The following is a 17,502-nucleotide window of genomic DNA, read 5'->3' on the forward strand; positions in this document are numbered from 1 at the left end:
AAGCGGCTGGACGGCTTCGCGCCCCAAACTGGCCATTTAACCTTCGGTCGCTTCAGCTCTAAAGCAGCTATTGGAGGGGAGACACACCTTAACGCAGCGTCATTCAGTCGGCCTGTCCTTCAGTTCCAGGGGTGGCCCAAGGAACTCGACCTGCCATTTGACACCGAAGGCATTGAGCGCCTCCCGGTTCGGGACGCCGTCATGCATTACGCCCGCAAGCTCGCTGAAGAAAGCAACTGCATCGAGCGCTGGGGTAATGAGGACATACTGGCGAGCGGGAGTATCGCTCACGTTGACGAAACCGTGTTCGACACCACCGGGAACGGATACGACATCGCCAGACTCCGCGTAGAAGCGATTTCCATCGACCTCATAAAGATAGCGCCCCTCAAGGACCCGGAAGATTTCCGCTTCGGGATGGCGGTGGCGAGGAGGCCCGAAACCCGGCGCGTTGATTGTCTCGATTAGGCAGAATTCGCCCCCGCTAGCTTCTGGAGGCATGCGCACAAACAGGTCGAGACCTATCGCAGGGATCTTGAGAGGGGGTTCCGTACCCTTGGAATGTAGGAAGGCGACACTCATTCGATTGTCCTAAGTGGAAAGGAAATGTCTGTCGGTTCGGATGCCGTAGAAAAGCGCCTGCTAACAAGCGTTCTTGTCCCTGATTTCAGCGTCGCCTAGCGGCATACCCACTAGGCAGCGCTTCACGTCCGCAAAAGACTAAACTGTTGTCGTCGCGCGCACACTTCACCCTGCTGTCATCATCGACCTTTCCCTGCGCGCATGTTCGCGCCTGCTGTTCCAAGGGCAGAGGCGATAAAATTACGCCTTTGAAGAAAGGCGGTTGCTATCCCGAATGTTTCAAAGCGGTCAGCGTTCCTCTTCCTCAAATAACCAGAGCGAATGTGTGCTGAGTGGCCCTTCAGGGTTAGAAACGATGCCGAGGAAGGCGGGTAGGCGATTCCTCTGCTGCTCTGTGAGGGATGCTGCAAGCGGGCGGGCAGCCGCGACGAAGCCTGTTAGGTCCTGGCTTCGCATCAACTCGGCATCGCTGACACGCTCAAGCACGTCGAGTACATCCGCCGGTGGCGCCGCGTTGGCTCGCTGTTTGCCGCGTGCAATGGATTGTGCAGCGATCTTGCGTATTGAATTCTCCACAGGCGGCCAGAACTTCTCCTGTTCAGGAGAGAGTTCAAGCACTGCCGCCAACGCCACGAGCCGAGCATTGAGAACAGCCCTGGCGTCTCCGTCCGTATAGACCTCAATGACGTCCGCTGCTTCAGTTGCGACTGGAGCGGGGGAGTCGCTGGCATGGGCTCCTGGCGAAATCAGAAGAAGGCACGCGGACGCTACGGTGACGAAAAGTGATACATGTTTCATGTTAATTCTCCGGGCGATGCTGGTTTGGAGGCCTGGTTTCACTTCCACCCACCGCCCGGCAGCCGGCCGTGATACGGAGTGTTGCGGCAATGTCCCCAAGGCCCGCGCCAGTAACCGGGAGGGCAGCCGTTCCACCCAAAGCCGCGGCCATAAGGACCGAGATAGCCATCACCGCCCGGTGGCCAACCGAACGGATGGCAAAGGCCACCCGGGCCACGATAGCGCTGGGGTCCACATCCGTTCGCAACCGGAACGATATCGTCGGCGAGACGCGAACTGACGTTCGGCGCGAGACCAGGCGGAAGAGGGAGCGCTGAAACTGGAACGCTGGCGGTAAGGAGCAGCCCTAAGATCGCCGCTCCCCTATAAAGTGACGTTATCAACTTCATTCTCCTCCTGGATTTTCATAAGTGAACGCTAGCAGTCGGGAGCGGCGCCCAAGCCCAACTGCCGCGCCCGTGAGTTGCCAAACCCGTACTTTGATTTGCATTTCGGGACACGTTGCTGGCCTCCTCGACAAAGGGGCATGAAGTGTCCGGCATCTCCGGTTTTCAGTCCGGAGACAATGACGTCCCTTGCGCGAAACTAGACGCCATCAGGGCGCTGGCTCGGCAGTAGGCCTGCGGTATCAATCGGATAGCCCGCTGCTGCGCGCTCGCGCGCCTTGGCTGCGAAGTATTTCTCGGACCATTTGAAGCGTGGCCCCGATTTGGACAGGCCGACTGAATCTGCGATGTTCTCAAGGCTGATCGTTTTGCCGTCCCAGCCCCAATTTCCTTCCGGCACCTCATCGATCATGACGAGAGTCGTTTTGCCGGCATCTGGTCCGGAGACGCCGGTCGCCGCGATAATCGCTTCATTGACGAGGGCGTGTACCTCGCTCTTATGCTCGACGTTCATGTAGCCTTCCGGAACCGTCACACGGACAAGGAAGCGGCCGAGTACAGAGGCGCCGACCTGTTGCGTGTCGCCGGCAATCCACCAGTCGGCCGCCGGTATCTCGGTCAGCAGAACCCAAGCGAAGGCTCGCCCGGCGGGCGTTCCGGCTCCGCCTTCCATATGTAGCAGAACGTCGGTCAGCCGCTTCGCGAGATCTGCCTTGCTGCGTTCGTCCAGTGCGCCAGAACCGTAGCGGACATCCATGATCGGCATGTCAGTCTTCCTTCGGGCTACCGCCGCAACGCTCCGAGGCAATCGCACGGCTGCACACCGGGGATTTGCACGTCTGGCGATGAGGGCAGGGATGGGAGAGCGCTTCCTTACCGGTGCCGAGGATCGAGAGGGAGATCTCAAACTCCGCGAGCACCGCTGAGCTAATCGCCGGCATGCTCACTCTCCCATACCTTGATGGTCGTTTCGTCGATCAGAATGGTTTCGACGAGGAGCACGTCACTGTCGTCGTCAAGTATGTCGATACTGACCGTCGCGAGATCGGACAGGCCCATGCTGTCGCGATAGCCGAGTTCTACGCCGTTGCAATTGATCCTGCCCTCACGGACGAACACGTAGATGCCGTGCGAAAGCGTGCGGAGTGCGTAGGGAAAGTTCTGCCCCTTATCCGCAATGAGCCTGGAGACGCGAAGATCCTGGGGGATCGGCAGAGTGTTGTCGCCGTCGCCGACCAGTTGGACAATTTCGTTGCGCCGGCGACGAAAGTCGAAATGGGCGCGGTGATAGCTCGGCGGCAGATAGAGCTGCTCGGGCAGGAGCCAGAGATAGATTGCATGCATGTCTTCCGGCGTGACGCTTAGCTCGGAATGTTTGCCACCGGAACCGGCTGAGAAGACGTAGTAGTCCCCGGCTGACAGGCGATCCACCATTCCGCCGCCAGCGGTGTTTATGTGCGTGAGTTCGCCGCTAAACACGAAGGCGCAGATCACAAAATTATGGTGCGGATGCATGTTGTAGCCGCAGCCAGCCCCATGGAAGACCTCATCACCGAACACGCGAATGGGACCGAACCCTGGACGTCCCGCCTGGTATTCGTGGAAGTCGAAGCTGGAAGCGCGCGTGACGAAGCCGTCGGGGTGACCAGCAATATAAGAAGACCGAGATCCGTCGGACTTGATGAGGTCGTGACCGCGTTCTTCGTTGCGGATGATGAACTGGCTCATTGGGTTGGTTCCTTCTCGCTTGTCGGTCATGCCGTGACTGCAAGATCGGCCCCGCCGGGGGCGTAGCCGATCACGATCATTTCGAACATGTGTTTCGGGGTGCCGCAGTCGGGGCAGACCCAATCGTCTGGAACGTCTTTCCAGCGCGTCCCGGGAGCCAGGCCATGTTCGGGAAGGCCGAGGGCTTCGTCATAGGAAAAGCCGCAACCGAGACAGAGCAGTCGCTTGAAAGTTTCATTAGCCATCGTCGCCTCCATCGTTGTAATGCGTAACGCGCTACTAAAAATGTGTGACGCACTACTATCTGCCGATTGACGCCACGGCAATAGGGAATCGTCGCGTGAAAGCAAATTTCAGTTGCCAGGGGGATTGGCAGAAACGGGTAGGCGCGCGTTGGCCCTACCACGGTGGGTGCCGCGGGCATGGCTCGTCCACAATACGCCGAACTTAGATCGAGGAGATTTGCAGCGCGGGAGCGAAAAGCGCTAGCGCGGCCCGAGCGAGAGATTGCCACCGGCTTCGCTAGCTTGGCTGCGCACGGCTTCCAGCAGTGCTTCGGTGAAAATCGGTTCCCAGGAACGGATATGATGTCTCATGAGAGCGCCCAGTCCCTCGACGTCACCGAGGTCGGCAAGCTCCAGAATTTGGTAATGCTCTCTGACGGAATCGCGTTGGCGCTCAATGCCCTGATCGGTTCCGATGCCGTAAAGCCGCATCTTGTCGCGAAACGCCATGATCGTTTCCGCCAACAACTCGTTGTCCGTAATCTCAGCAAATGCTTGATGAAAGCGGCGGTCTGCCTCGAGATAGCCCGCCACGGTGCCGACCTCGACGGCATCGGCGATCTCGTCGGCTATTTTCCGCACACCATCGAGATCCTTCTTCCGCTTCAAGGCAACGATCTCGGCAGCCTTGACCTCAAGCATTTCGCGCATGTCAAAAAGATTGCGAAGTTGTGTCAGTGTCGGGGTTACAACCTTGAAGCCGCGGTTACGCAGCGGTTCGATCAATCCGCTCCTTGCGAGTTCGAGCAGGGCTTCGCGGACCGGTGTCGTTGACACACCAAGCGTCGCTGCAAGGCTGGGTACGGAGTACATCGCGCCAGGGGCACTCTGCCCTGAGATAATCTCGGCTCGGACTTGCTGCAGCACTTGCTCGCGGAGATTTCCATCGAGGGGTCGTTCGATTGTCGTCATTCTCCCTATGTAGCGCGTTACCGATCGATTGCAAACGCTCTTTGCGATCCGAGCTCTGTCGTACAGAATGACTCTGTTGCAGGGGGCAAGATGGGTAGACGCAAAAGTCGGCGCGGCAGCTTGCTGACTGCGATTTCCAGTCGTGCTGTCGACCTTGCAGATCGTTGGTTTCCAGACGCCTACATCATCGCGCTGTGTGGTGTCGTCGCTGTGTCGATCGCTGCCGTTTTGAACGGTGCTTCGCTGATGGCTGTGAGTATCGCATTCGGCGACGGCTTTTGGTCCTTGGCCCCCTTCACCCTCCAGATGGCTTATGTCGCCATCGGCGGTTTCGTTGTCGCGACATCGCCGGTAGCGACGCGTCTTCTGAAATATCTTGCGAGCCGGCCTCGGAGCGGACGAGCGGCCGTAATCTACGTTGCCGGTTTTAGCATCGCCTTATCCCTGCTCAACTGGGGCCTAAGCCTGATTTTTTCCGGATTGCTTGTCCGCGAGTTGGCCCGCAGAACCGATCTGACGCTGGACTACCGGGCGGCGGGCGCAGCGGCCTATCTTGGCTTAGGCTGCGGCTTCACACTCGGACTCAGTTCGTCCGCCGCCCAGATTCAAGCCAATCCGTCGAGCATCCCTGCCAGCCTATTACCCGTGACAGGCGTTATTGGTTTCGCCGATACAATCTTCACGTGGCAGAACGGACTGACGATCGGCGTGCTCACATCTCTATCGCTTGCAGTTTGCTATTGGAGCGCGCCAATCGGAACGGGCATCCGCACGGCGGAGGACCTTGGCATCGAAAACCCGCCGGCAGCACCGCTGGCTCCACCGCGCCCAGCGCGACCTGGCGACTATCTGGCGAAGAGCCCAATTCTAACAATTGTCATCGTTGCCCTCGGCCTCGGCTGGGTCATCCATAATTTTCTCAGCAACGATCCGATCGCCGCGATCTCGGGCCTCAACACCTACAACTTCGTGTTTCTGCTGCTTGGTATCTTGTTGCACTGGCGGCCGGATAGCCTGCTTCAGGCGTTCTCGCGCGCTGTGCCGAGCATTGGCGGCGTGCTGCTGCAATTTCCATTCTATGCCGGAATAGCCCAGATCTTGACCGTGCCGCATGGTCCCACCGGCGACACGCTCAGTCACACTATTGCGCAATTTTTCATAAGTGCGTCGGCCGGGACGACGTCCTTCGCCGCCGTGGTAGGCCTTTACTCCGCGGCGCTCGGGTTCTTCATTCCGTCTGCCGGCGCAAAATGGATCATCGAAGCTCCATACATCGCTGCGGCGGCGAACGAGATCGGTGCGCATCTTGGCTGGACAGTGATGGTCTACAACATCGCCGAAACACTGCCGAATTTCATCAATCCGTTCTGGATGCTCCCACTCCTCGGTATCCTCGGGCTAAAAGCCAAGGATCTCGTAGGCTTTACTGTCATCCAGTTCATAGTCCATTTCCCTGTCGCGATCGCCCTCGGCGCGCTTCTGATGAGAACGTTCGAATATCGCCCACCACAGTTTCGTTAGCACGAGGCCACCCACCGGGCCGAGACGTCGCGGCCGTTAGTCCTCTGAAGCAGGATGCTTTAGCTGCTCGACCGCGGCTTTGGCACCGCCCCCTTCGTTGAGGTCGGTCTCCAGACGAAGCACGTCTCGATCCTGAATGGCGATACCCGCATTGGCCGTATCGACCTGAGCGGCGGCGCGTCTCATCCAGCCAGCTTTCGGCCTATGCGGATCGCGCGAGCGCCGTCGAGGATCAGGCGTAAACCCGCCTCGAAATTCGCCTCGTAGCTCCCGGACCAATATTGCGCGTGCGCAGCACTGAGATACGGATATTCCGGAAACGCATTCGTTGCCGCTGGGTCGGCAGGTGGATTTGCAAGTTCCGCCTGTTCCTCCAGCACGGAGCCAACCGTGAATCGCGACAGGGTGACAAGAAGCTGAAGTGCCGCGTCGGCTGGAAATCCGGCATCGTTGAGAGACTTCAATTGCGCCTCGGCCATCGGCAGGTCCGGCGCGGCCGCATGAGATCCCGCGTGGACCCTAGCACCGTCACGATGAGAAAGCAGGGCGCGTCTGAAGCTCTTTGCGTTCGCGAACAGATAGCTTGCCCAATCATCATCCTGGGCCGGCAGCCGGTAGGTATGTTCTGTTGCCAATAGCCTCGCGTTTAAGGCATCCACCAACGCCTGCTTGTTCCTGAAGTGGTAATAGAGCGACGGCTGCTGCACGCCCAGGCGCTCCGCGAGCCGCCGGGTCGTCAGTTGGTCCAGGCCCCCATCGTCCAGCAGCCTTAGTGCTTCATCGACGATCTGTTCCCGTTCGATTTTCATTCGTGCCCTCTTCGCGCGTTCGGTCTTCCCAATTCATTCTATCACTGATAGACGATTCTATCGATGATAGAAAACAGGAGTCTGCGATGCACGGGGTCGAACATCATCCAAGGCGGGCCGAAGGGTTCATTCAAGCGAACGGTCAGCAGCTTTTTGCCGAGACATTCGGCAATTCCGGCGATGCGGCGGTACTCCTGATCATGGGCAACAGCGCGCCGGGCCTGGTCTGGCCAAACGCCTTTTGTCGTCAGTTGTCAGAGCGCGGCTTCTTCGTCATACGCTTTGACCAGCGCGATACTGGCCTCTCGACCTATCTGGACTACCGCACGTCGCCCTATACGCTGGATGACCTCGTGGATGATGCATTCGCGCTGCTCGATGGCCTCGGCGTTCGAAGCGCCGCGATCGTCGGTCTTTCTCAGGGCGGTGTTTTGGCCTATCAGATGGCCCTGCGAGATCCCAAGCGGCTATCGGCCGTAACGATCATGATGTCGTCGGCGGATTTGCGGCCGAAGAACGATGCCTTCACCGGCGCTCCGCCGCGAGATGGAGAACTCCCAAGGCCAGATGCATCTTACGTGGAGAAGGTAATCGCTCTCAATTCAGGTGTCGCGGCCACTGAAGAGGATACGGCGCGACGGTTCGTCGAAAACTTTCGCCTGGCGAGCGGGCCGCTCGCTCCTTTTGACGAGGCCGACTGGCTTGCGATGGGAAGAGCCGTCGCCGGTTTGCCGAGGCGGCGCAGCGATGGCCTTTCGGCCCGAATGGCCAATAACAGCAACCACAGTTTGGCGCAGATGGCCACGGCGCCGTTGTCGGCCGCAGACCTTTCGAGCCTGCGGCTGCCCGTCCAACTGATCCATGGCAGCCATGATCCGATCTTCCCGATGCAGCACGCCCAATGGGCGGCGGGTCTCATAGCCGGTGCCGAACTCGTGATTATCGAAGGAATGGGGCATGCGCTCGACGCGGCATTCTTCGAGTCCATCCTTCAATCCATGTCCGAATTCTGGCTTCGAACACGGCGCGTCGGCGCTCCAGCTCGATGAGAGCGAATTCAAGCGTTTCGCCGATTGGCGGATGAATACTGGCCTTCCTGAGTGCAGCAAGTTGGTCGTGGCCGTCGAGGCCCGCATCTTCGATTTGGATGATCATGCCGCTGGGCTTCTCTGCGCCGGACTGGCTGGCCGGGAGTACTGTTTTTCGTCGATCCACGCCCGTGTCTCGGACAGGAGTTCGTCCGACAGCGCGGGATCATCAATGGACCGGGCGAGGATGAGCGCGCCGACCATCGCCGACCAGCTGCCGATGGCCGCCCGACGACGCTCGGCAGAATCAGCACCGGGCACGATGTCGGAGAGAGTCCCGATCTGCACAGCGAGAATTTGCGCCATTGATGCGCGTACCTCCGGGGCCTGTTGCCGCATAAAGCCGGCCAAGGCAGCCATCGGGCAGCCTTGATCCGGATGGTCGCGATGGAGCTTCGAAAGATAAGTGTCGATCCAGGCGCTGATATCGTCGGTCGCTGACTGACTGCCAACGGCGCTACCGATCGCCTGCGCGATCAGATCGTCCTTCGATCGAAAATGCCCGTAGAAGCCGCCATGGGTCATGCCCGCCGCCTTCATCACTTCCGCGACACTCACGGCATCGAAGCCTTTTTCGCGGAACAGGCGTCCCGCCTCCGTCAGAATGCGGGTGCGGTTCTGCACCATCTGCTCCCGGCTCACTTTCATTTCCGTTTGCCTCCCTGCGTACCGTTGACATTATCATGACGGCCATCATATTTAAGATCATTGATGACGACCATCATGAATATAAATATTGCACCGCGAAAGGGCAATGCCATGACAAACAAGCCGTCCGTCCTCGTTACCGGAGCCTCGACCGGCATCGGCGCGGGCTACGCCGAACGTTTCGCAAAGCGCGGTCACAATCTGGTCCTCGTCGCCCGTAACGAAGCGCGCATGGGAGTCCTAGCGGATCGCCTGCGGAGTGAGACCGGCGTCGCGATCGACATCGTTCCGGCGGACCTTTCCGACCCCGGCGGGCGCGCTACGGTTGAGGCGCGGCTGCGAGACGATGCAGGGATCGGCATCCTGATTAACAATGCAGGGACGACCTTGGCAGCGACTTTTCTTGACCAGGAGACGGACGATATCGAGCGGCTCGTAACGCTCAACACGACGGCGTTGGTGCGGCTCGCTCATGCCGTTGCCCCTCGCCTGGCACGACAGGGAGAAGGGGCTATCGTCAATATTGGCTCGGTAGTCGGTCTCGCGCCGGAATTTGGCATGCCGGTCTATGGCGCAACCAAGGCCTTCGTCCTGCACCTGTCCCAGGCCCTCAACCTGCAGCTCGGACCTCAGGGCGTTTATGTGCAGGCGGTGCTACCCGCCACGACCCGCACCGAAATCTGGGACCATGCCGGCGTCGATGTCGACACTCTGCGAGCTGTGATGGAAGTGGACGACTTGGTGGACGCCGCACTCTCCGGCTTCGACCAGCGCGAGTCCGTCACCATCCCGCCGCTGCACGATGTGGGACAATGGGAAGCTTTCGAGGCCGCACGGCAAGCAATGCTCTCCGGCTTCGCTCAGTCCCAGCCGGCCGAGCGCTATCGCACGGACGCCTGAGGCACAGTCAAAGCATCCAGCCCTCACTACGGAAGACCAATAGAATGACCAATACAGACATGTTCAGCCCCTACGACCTCGGTGGCCTCACGCTAGCGAACCGCATCGTCATGGCGCCGCTGACGCGCAACCGCGCCGGCGCGGGCCTCGTGCCCAGCCAGTTTGCGGCGGATTATTATGCCCAACGCGCGAGCGCCGGACTCATCATTACCGAGGCCACTCAGGTCTCGCAGCAGGCCCAAGGCTATCAGAATACGCCTGGCGTCTACACAGCCGAACAGGTAGCGGGCTGGCGCAAGGTGACCGACGCGGTTCATGCCAAGGGCGGTCGCATCTTCGTCCAACTCTGGCATGTCGGCCGGGTCAGCCACGTTGATCTTCATGGTGGGGAAGCGCCGGTCGCGCCATCGGCGATCCGCGCCGCAACCAAGACATTTGTGAACAATGGCTTTGCCGATGTGTCGGAGCCGCGTGCACTCGAACTAGACGAGATACCGGGTATCGTCGAGGATTTCCGCAAGGCCGCCGCCAATGCGATCGAGGCCGGATTTGACGGGGTCGAGGTGCATGGCGCGAATGGCTATTTGCTCGACCAGTTTCTGAGGGAAACCGCCAACGTCCGCACCGATGCCTATGGCGGTTCGATCGAGAACCGCGCCCGACTTTTGATCGAAGTGACAGCCGCAGTGGCGAGAGAGATCGGCGCGCAGCGCACGGGCGTCCGTCTCTCGCCGGCGTCGCCGGCCAACGGCATCGTCCAGTCAACTGACGAGCAATCGCAGTTCAACCATGTGGTGGACGCGCTCGATGGGCTCGGCATCGCCTATATTCATGTCGTCGAGGGCGCAACCGGCGGGCCGCGCGATGCGACGCCTTTCGATTTCGATGCGCTGCGGCAGCGTTTCCGCAATACCTACATCGCCAACAACGGTTACGATCTGGAACTAGCCAAATCTCGTCTTGGCGAGGGGAAGGCCGACCTGTTCGCCTTCGGCCACCACTTCATCGCCAATCCCGACCTGGTCGAAAGGCTGAAAAGTAGTTCGCCGCTCGCCCAGATGAATCCGGCGACGATCTATGGCGGCGGCGCCGAGGGCTACACTGATTATCCAGCCGCCACTGAAGCAGCTTAAGCCTGATCTGGGAGCACCAGTGCCATGAAGGCCTTCATCCTCGACCGCTACGGCAAGAAACAGGCGCTGCGTCTCGGCGACATGCCGGAACCCGCGCTCGGCCCCGACGACGTGCTGGTCGAGGTGGAGGCCTCTGGCCTCAACCTCCTCGACTCCAAGATCCGGGACGGCGCGTTCAAGCCGATCTTGCCCTACAAGGCACCGCTCGTGCTCGGGCATGATCTGGCCGGCAACGTCGTCAAGGTCGGTGCAAAGGTGAGACGCTTCAAGTTGGGCGACGCCGTCTATGCCCGCCCCCGTGACGGCCAGATCGGCACTTTCGCCGAGCGCATCGCCGTCAAAGAAGACGACCTGGCGCTCAAGCCTGCCAATCTGTCGATGGCGCAAGCCGCGTCGATCCCGCTGGTCGGGCTAACCGCCTGGCAAGTGCTGGTCGAGCGTGCCCAAATCAAGCCGGGGCAAAAGGTGCTAGTCCATGCCGGATCGGGCGGTGTCGGTACTATCGCCATCCAACTCGCCAAGCATCTTGGCGCGACCGTCGCGACGACGGCCAGCGCCGCCAACGCCGCCCTCGTGAAAAAACTGGGGGCGGATATCGTCATCGACTATCGCAGCCACAGGTTCGAGAAAGAGCTGTCGGGTTACGACGTCGTCCTCAATAGTCTCGACGCCAGCACGCTGGAAAAATCGTTGAAGGTCCTCAAGCCCGGCGGCAAGCTGATCTCCATCTCCGGCCCGCCTGATCCCACCTTCGCGCGCGCGCAGGGTTTGAATGCGGTGCTTCGGCTCGTGCTGCGCCTCATGAGCGCCGGTATCCGGCGCAAGGCGAAGCGCGCAGGTGTCGACTATTCCTTCCTCTTCATGCGCGCCGACGGCGAGCAACTCGGCCAGATCACGACGTTGATCGAAGACGGCACGATCCGCCCGGTTGTGGATCGCACATTCCCGTTCGAGAAGCTGAACGACGCGCTCGCCTACATCGACACCGGTCGCGCCAAGGGGAAGGTCGTCGTCACGCTGAAGTGATGCGAAATCCCGAACCAAGGACTCAACTCATGGCCACGTACGCCAATAACGCCAACTGGAAGACGGCACCCACCCAATACATCGAGGCTGCCGGCATACGCTTTGCCTATCGCCGCCTCGGGCCTGATACCGGCGTGCCGATGGTGCTGCTCAACCATTGGGGTGCGAACCTCGACAACTTCGATCCCCGCATCGTCGAGGGATTGGCGGTCGACCGACCGGTTTACGCGCTCGATTTTCGTGATATTGGCACGTCGAGTGGCGTCGTGCCGCTCAGCATCGCCGAAGTGGCAGTCGACACGATCGCTACCATCCGCGCGCTGGGACTGGCGTCCGTCGACCTGATTGGTTTCTCCTTCGGCGGCTTCGTCGCGCAACAGATCCTCCTCGAAGCGCCCGATCTCGTCCGCCGTGCCATCCTTGCCGGCACCGGTCCTGCGGGTGGAATGGGGATCGAGCGCGTCGGCCCTGTGTCATGGCCGCTCATCGTCAAAGGCCTGATCACTTTCCGTGATCCCAAATTCTATCTCTTCTTCACATCGAGCGCGGCAGGCAGATATGCGGCCACCGAATTCCTGGCCCGGTTGAAGGGACGGACGATGGACCGTGACAGGGCGGTATCGCTAAGCGCTTTGCTGCGCCAATTGAAAGCCATCAAGGCCTGGGGCCGCCAAGCGCCGCAGCCGCTGGACACCATCCGCAAGCCTGTGCTCGTGGCGGGCGGCGATCATGACATCATGGTGCCGAGCGAGAACTCGGCCGACCTGGCGCGACGTATCCCTGGCGCCGAACTCGTCCTTTACCCCGACGCCGGGCATGGCGGCATTTTCCAGTATCACGAAGCCTTCTTGAAGAAGGCCAAAGCATTCCTGGCCGCCTGATCGGCGCAGGTCGCCGGGAAAGCTCAACCATTCTTGGAGACGACGATGAACCCTGTTTCAAGAAAAACCGATCGTAACGGGAGCCTCGTCAGGCATCGGCCAAGCGAGTGCCGAAGCCTTGGCAAAAGCCGGATTCACGGTCTTCGGCACGAGCCGCAAGCCGAGTTGCAACACCCAGAGCCATATCTCGATGCTGGCTTGTGACGTGACGGATGAAGCCTCCGTGGCTTCGCTGGTTTCGACGGTACTCAAAACCACCGGGCGTATAGACGTTCTCGTCAACAATGCCGGCCTGGGCATGTTTGGGGGAGCCGAAGAATCCTCGGTCGCTCAAGTTCAGAGCCTGTTCGATGTCAACTTGTTCGGTGTCCTGCGGATGATCAATGCCGTGCTGCCTTCGATGCGGCGTCAGGGCGAAGGGCGCATTGTTAACATCAGTTCAGCACTAGGCTTCGTGCCGGCGCCCTACTCGGCGCACTACGCAGCAAGCAAATATGCGCTTGAAGGCTATTCCGAGTCGCTCGACCACGAGATTCGCACTTTCAACGTCCGCGTCTCGCTGATTGAGCCGGGCACAGTCAAAGGCAGTTTCGACCACAGCTCGCTGACACCAGATTCCACGATGCCGGAATACGACGCAGGACGCGCTTGGGTGCATGCCTTTTACGAGAAAGCAAAGTTGACGGCTGATACGCCCGAGGATGTGGCGGCCGCCGTGCTGCGGGCGGCTACGGGCAGGCAACATCGCCAACGATACACCGTCGGCAAGGTCGCGGGGCAGGTCAGCCTGCTGCGACGTATCATGCCTGCCAGCCTGTTCGACAAGGTCTTGCGCCAGCAGTTCCAAATACCCGTCTGATCTATCTCGACCCTGCCGCCTGACTTTTCCTGACCGCCTGACAAGGATATCTTCGATGGACTATAAGACGTTCGGTCGTACTGGCCTTCAACTCTCCACACTGGCGCTCGGCACCGGCAATTTCGGCACCGGCTGGGGCTATGGCGCCGATCCCGAGAGCGCCATAGCCATTCTAGACGTCTACGCCGCTGCAGGCGGCAATTTCATCGACTCAGCCGACGTCTATCAGTTCGGCCAGTCTGAAGAAATATTGGGCAAGGCGTTGGAAGGGCGGCGTGAGGATTTCGTGCTCGCGACCAAGTTCACCAACGGCGCCTCGCCGGATGCCAACCGGCTGGTGACGGGCAACAGCCGTAAGGCCATGCTCGCCTCGGTCGAGGCGAGCATGCGGCGGCTCAAGACCGATCGGATCGACCTCTACTGGGTGCATCATCCAGACGGCCTGACGCCGATGGAAGAGATCGTGCGCGGCCTCGACGATCTCGCCCGCGCCGGCAAGATCCTCTATGCCGGCCTCTCCAACTTCCCGGCCTGGCGGCTAGCGCATGGGGCAACACTGGCCGAACTGACGCGCGCAGTGCCGATTGCCGCCGCGCAGTTCGAACACAGCCTCGTCCACCGCGAGCCCGAAGCCAGCCTGTTCCCCGCCTGCGAAGCGCTGGGGATCGGCGTCGTGACTTGGTCGCCACTTGGCGGCGGCGTGTTGACCGGCAAATATCGCAAGGGCGAGACTGGGCGCGCCGAAGGATTGGGTGGCCGCGTCTTCCAGGCGGAGAACAGCGCGCAACGCACGGCTACCATCGACGCCGTGCTGCAGGTAGCCGAAGAGACCGGCTCCAGTGCCGATCGAGTCGCGATTGCCTGGGCCATGACACACGGCGCGGCGCCGATCATCGGGCCACGATCGCTTGCCCAGCTGGAGAGTAATTTGGGTGCGGCGGCGTTGACCCTTTCGGCAGGGCAGATCGCCCGCCTCGATGCGGCCAGCGCGCCGGCGGGCGCGCCGCCTCGCGCGACGATGCGCGCCGTTGCCTGACAGAGCGAGGGGAGCGTGTTGCCCCCCTCGCCAAGGCGGCGATGAAGGAGGCGCTCGGCATCTGGACCAATCGGTCGACCGCCGCAAAGGGGCGCCCAGGCAATCCTCTCCGTGGCGCTCGAAATTGCCGTGGGCGACAGCAATGCCGCGACCGCGGGCGGCATGCAGAATATGGATCGCGCGCTTTATCTGAGGGGGGACTATAGTTTGGGGCCGGCTAGATCTCGGACAGCATGCTAACTGACGGTCTGAAGGATGCCCTCTCGGGTGAGCCTTCCGATTGACACCTGGAGTACCTCGTCGCCAGGCTCGAGATTAGCCGCGAGGCGCAGGATGCCTTCGCCGCGCAGTCGCAGCAACACTTTGCCGCCGCCAGCGACGCGGGCTGGTTCACCGACGAGATCGTTGCTGTCGCGGTGAAGGGTCGCAAGGGAACGGAAAGTTTTGCGATCGATGAAGCGCCGCGGCCGGACACCACCATCGAGGCTCTTGCAAGGCTGAAGTCGGCCTTCCGCCCGGACGGCACCATCACCGCCGGCAACGCGCCGGGACTGAACAGCGCGGCCGCCGCATTGATCGTCGCGACGCGCGGTTTCTCCGATGCGAAAAGCCGTGGAGCCCATGGCCCGTCTTGTCGGCTATGGTGTTGCTGCGGTCGCGCCAGGCTTCTTCAGCCTTGGTCCCGTTCTGGCTGTTCACAGAGCAGTTCGACCAAATCATACGCGGGTCCGGTTTTTGCCCTTGCTCTTCAAAAGCGGTCTGGCCGCTTACGGCCCCAATGCCGACGATCGATGCGGCCCTCACCGCGCGATCCCACTCATGGCAGTTCACCGCTCTTGCCATTATTGGCGTACGGATGCTGTGAGAAAGCGCGGGCGAGCAGCATGGCGCAGCACGATATGCGGTGCTTGCCGAACCTCGCCGCCACCCATTCCGCAATCGGCACGCCGGAGGATGCCCCAGAGAAGATAGACGCACGAGAAGGGGCCGCGCAGTGACTCAGCCCGGCGGCGCTTGGATACGAAATCGAGGAACAACTTCGCGGACGAGAGCCGAGTGCGGTATTTCGGTGCGGATGCCAGGATGCCATCGAGCGATCCCAGGCCCCAGCGGTCAGATCCAAGGCGGCTTCATCTCTTGGTGGAACCGCGGTAAGGCCGATGCCTTCCGGCCTTACCGCGGACGCGTGAAAACATGAGAAAGCAGCCCATCGTCACCTCCCGACGTCCTTCAGGGGTCTAGCCGAGCCACCGCGTTTTACACAGCTTGGACCCAGAACGAAACTTTGTGGGTCCGCTTGCAGGAGCGTCTTACGCAGGAACGTGGTCTATCGCCAGGCGGCTGACGTGACCGGCTCCGCTGGCCGCTGAAGCTAGTCGCCTTGATGCCTCTTACCAGCTCACGTTGAAGCCGATGCGTCCTCCGACAGCATGTCCCTGCTCGCCATCCACCCGCACATCATAGTCACCGGATACGAACAGGCTGACGGCGTCGGAAATCGCCATAGAGGCGTCGAGGTTGAGCTGGACCGACGTGCCGCCCAGACCTGAATAGAAGGACGCCGTGTTGGCGCCGGACAGGTCGGCGAATGCGATCTCCGTGCCATCTCCGAAGGCGTTCCATAGGCTGGCCCGCGCGGAGCCGGTCAGCTTGGCGCCGCTCTCCAGCAGCCACGCACGGCTGACACGCGCGCCGATTCCACCGAGGACATCGTTGGCCGCGTCGTAGTGGATCGAGCCAAAACTGTCAGCGCCATCCTCGAAGGACAGACGCTGATAAACAAGCTGGGCCTGCGGCTCGATCGCCCAGCCGCCGCCAAGGTCGAACCGGTAGCCCGCCTCCAGCGAAGCGTTCACGCCGAAACCGTCCGACTTCAGCTCCTCACCAAGAACCGAACTCGCGCTTGCTTCCGTGAAGAAGGTGCCCTGAAGCACCGTATCGATGTAGAGGCCGCTCGCCTGCGAATGCGTCCAATAAGCGCCGAGGGAGTAGGCGTCCATCGACACGTTGCCAGCCGGGCCGCCATAGACCGCATCGACATTGCCGCGCGCCTGACCACTGCCGACATAGAAGCCGATGGCGTTCTGCTCCGCTTCGCCAGGGTTGGAGATCAGAAGATCGTAGCCTGCCTGAAAGCCGGCAAGGTCGATATCGTAACTCGGGCCGTTGCTCAGGAAGCGGTTCAGCTGGGTCGCCGCATTGCCTCCGCTGGAGCCTTGGCTGCCCGTCTCGCCGAACAGGCGAGCCCAGGCGGCACTTGCGTGCCCGCCAGGCTGGGTGGCTCGTGCGGCCGCGCGTTCGGCATGGGTGCCGAGGATCGCCATGCCGTACTGCGAAGCGATGGCGGGGAGTGCGGTGTCGACGGCGACTTCCGACCGCAAGTTGGGCAATGCATCGGGTCCGGTGCCGCCCGCCTGCGTCGATCGCAGAAACCAGTCGTCGGCCCCCGACGTGCCGCCGCGATAGAGACCATACTCATAGGCGCCGCCAGCAACGCGACGACCCAACGCGAAGGCGCCGGGATCGGTCTGGCCGCCATGGATGGCATGGATCAGGCCGATGCCATCGCCCGAAGTCGGCGCCACATTGCCAAGGGCTTGCACGATGATGCCGGTCTGACCCGTGGCCGTTCCGCCGTCGATGATGAGCCGGTCGCCTGCACCTGCGCCGACGAAGGCAGCGTTCATGACGAGCGTACCGTTGACGCCTCGATAGTTTCCAACGGTGAGACTCTGAAAGACCGGCGACGAGCCAACCGGCTGCGCGAACGCGATTGTGCTGTTGCTGTTTACCAGCTGATCGACCTGCGAGTTCACCGCCACTCCGGCGGCGGGAAGCACCCAGTTGCTCCCGTTCCGGAGCTCAAGATCGATGACGGCATCGCTGGAGCGGGTTATTGCGCCAATCACCT

General features: G+C 61.1%; 20 protein-coding genes. 9 read left to right on the top strand and 11 right to left on the bottom strand.

Annotated features, from left to right (window positions below; translation table 11 throughout):
• Window positions 1-99: 99 nt before the first annotated feature.
• The 7 genes from OSH12_RS25770 to OSH12_RS25795 form a co-directional block, all read right to left on the bottom strand.
• Window positions 100-582, bottom strand: a complete 483-nt coding sequence (locus OSH12_RS25770; RefSeq protein WP_323180742.1) for a cupin domain-containing protein — start codon at window positions 580-582, stop codon at window positions 100-102.
• 288 nt (window positions 583-870) lie between these two features.
• Window positions 871-1,380, bottom strand: a complete 510-nt coding sequence (locus tag OSH12_RS25775) for a hypothetical protein (protein WP_266346510.1) — start codon at window positions 1,378-1,380, stop codon at window positions 871-873.
• Between the two features lie 38 nt (window positions 1,381-1,418).
• Window positions 1,419-1,769, bottom strand: a complete 351-nt coding sequence (locus OSH12_RS26315; RefSeq protein WP_380225523.1) for a hypothetical protein — start codon at window positions 1,767-1,769, stop codon at window positions 1,419-1,421.
• 196 nt (window positions 1,770-1,965) lie between these two features.
• The gene (locus tag OSH12_RS25780) at window positions 1,966-2,532 is read right to left on the bottom strand and encodes a tautomerase family protein (protein ID WP_266346511.1); all 567 of its coding nucleotides are present in this window, start codon (window positions 2,530-2,532) and stop codon (window positions 1,966-1,968) included.
• Between the two features lie 161 nt (window positions 2,533-2,693).
• The gene (locus tag OSH12_RS25785) at window positions 2,694-3,494 is read right to left on the bottom strand and encodes a pirin family protein (RefSeq protein ID WP_266346512.1); all 801 of its coding nucleotides are present in this window, start codon (window positions 3,492-3,494) and stop codon (window positions 2,694-2,696) included.
• A gap of 26 nt (window positions 3,495-3,520) precedes the next feature.
• Complete coding sequence (locus OSH12_RS25790; RefSeq protein WP_266346513.1) at window positions 3,521-3,739, bottom strand: rubredoxin; 219 nt, start codon at window positions 3,737-3,739, stop codon at window positions 3,521-3,523.
• Window positions 3,740-3,979: 240 nt separating this feature from the next.
• Window positions 3,980-4,690, bottom strand: a complete 711-nt coding sequence (locus tag OSH12_RS25795; protein ID WP_266346514.1) for a GntR family transcriptional regulator — start codon at window positions 4,688-4,690, stop codon at window positions 3,980-3,982.
• A gap of 120 nt (window positions 4,691-4,810) precedes the next feature.
• Between OSH12_RS25795 and OSH12_RS25800 the strand changes: the two genes are divergently transcribed.
• Window positions 4,811-6,211: a short-chain fatty acid transporter gene (locus OSH12_RS25800; RefSeq protein WP_266346515.1), complete on the top strand. Its 1,401-nt coding sequence runs from the start codon at window positions 4,811-4,813 to the stop codon at window positions 6,209-6,211.
• A 36-nt stretch (window positions 6,212-6,247) separates the two neighbouring features.
• On the opposite strand, the gene OSH12_RS25805 is transcribed toward OSH12_RS25800, so the two are convergent.
• Entirely contained in the window at window positions 6,248-6,397 is a 150-nt protein-coding gene (locus OSH12_RS25805) for a hypothetical protein (protein ID WP_266346516.1), read from the bottom strand.
• Window positions 6,394-7,020, bottom strand: coding sequence for a TetR/AcrR family transcriptional regulator C-terminal domain-containing protein (locus OSH12_RS25810; RefSeq protein ID WP_266346517.1), 627 nt, complete (start codon window positions 7,018-7,020; stop codon window positions 6,394-6,396). The genes OSH12_RS25805 and OSH12_RS25810 overlap by 4 nt, the downstream gene beginning before the upstream one ends.
• An 86-nt stretch (window positions 7,021-7,106) precedes the next feature.
• Here OSH12_RS25810 and OSH12_RS25815 point away from each other — a divergent pair, with 86 nt between their 5' ends.
• Window positions 7,107-8,069 (top strand): alpha/beta fold hydrolase, encoded by a 963-nt coding sequence (locus OSH12_RS25815; RefSeq protein ID WP_266346518.1) that lies wholly within the window; start codon window positions 7,107-7,109, stop codon window positions 8,067-8,069.
• Between the two features lie 102 nt (window positions 8,070-8,171).
• On the opposite strand, the gene OSH12_RS25820 is transcribed toward OSH12_RS25815, so the two are convergent.
• Window positions 8,172-8,756: a TetR/AcrR family transcriptional regulator gene (locus tag OSH12_RS25820; protein WP_266346519.1), complete on the bottom strand. Its 585-nt coding sequence runs from the start codon at window positions 8,754-8,756 to the stop codon at window positions 8,172-8,174.
• A gap of 111 nt (window positions 8,757-8,867) precedes the next feature.
• Between OSH12_RS25820 and OSH12_RS25825 the strand changes: the two genes are divergently transcribed.
• The 7 genes from OSH12_RS25825 (at window position 8,868) to OSH12_RS25855 (ending at window position 15,589) form a co-directional block, all read left to right on the top strand.
• Window positions 8,868-9,656 carry an SDR family NAD(P)-dependent oxidoreductase gene (locus OSH12_RS25825; protein WP_266346520.1) on the top strand — a complete coding sequence of 263 codons (789 nt, stop codon included), beginning with the start codon at window positions 8,868-8,870 and terminating at the stop codon, window positions 9,654-9,656.
• 44 nt (window positions 9,657-9,700) lie between these two features.
• The gene (locus OSH12_RS25830; protein WP_266346521.1) at window positions 9,701-10,789 is read left to right on the top strand and encodes an alkene reductase; all 1,089 of its coding nucleotides are present in this window, start codon (window positions 9,701-9,703) and stop codon (window positions 10,787-10,789) included.
• A gap of 24 nt (window positions 10,790-10,813) precedes the next feature.
• A complete protein-coding gene (locus OSH12_RS25835; RefSeq protein ID WP_266346522.1) occupies window positions 10,814-11,815 on the top strand; it encodes an NADP-dependent oxidoreductase in 1,002 nt (333 codons plus the stop codon).
• A gap of 29 nt (window positions 11,816-11,844) precedes the next feature.
• Window positions 11,845-12,696 carry an alpha/beta fold hydrolase gene (locus OSH12_RS25840; RefSeq protein WP_380225528.1) on the top strand — a complete coding sequence of 284 codons (852 nt, stop codon included), beginning with the start codon at window positions 11,845-11,847 and terminating at the stop codon, window positions 12,694-12,696.
• A gap of 52 nt (window positions 12,697-12,748) precedes the next feature.
• On the top strand, window positions 12,749-13,555 hold the full coding sequence (locus OSH12_RS25845; RefSeq protein WP_266346527.1) for an oxidoreductase: 807 nt from the start codon (window positions 12,749-12,751) through the stop codon (window positions 13,553-13,555).
• A 55-nt stretch (window positions 13,556-13,610) separates the two neighbouring features.
• Entirely contained in the window at window positions 13,611-14,591 is a 981-nt protein-coding gene (locus OSH12_RS25850) for an aldo/keto reductase (RefSeq protein ID WP_266346524.1), read from the top strand.
• Between the two features lie 314 nt (window positions 14,592-14,905).
• Window positions 14,906-15,589 (top strand): thiolase family protein, encoded by a 684-nt coding sequence (locus OSH12_RS25855; protein WP_266346528.1) that lies wholly within the window; start codon window positions 14,906-14,908, stop codon window positions 15,587-15,589.
• Window positions 15,590-15,982: 393 nt separating this feature from the next.
• Here the strand turns inward: OSH12_RS25855 and OSH12_RS25860 are convergent.
• Window positions 15,983-17,502, bottom strand: a 1,520-nt coding sequence (locus tag OSH12_RS25860) for an autotransporter family protein (protein ID WP_266346525.1), incomplete at its 5' end; no start/stop codon positions are given.

The sequence above is a fragment of the Kaistia terrae genome (genome assembly GCF_026344005.1).
GTDB lineage: Bacteria > Pseudomonadota > Alphaproteobacteria > Rhizobiales > Kaistiaceae > Kaistia > Kaistia terrae.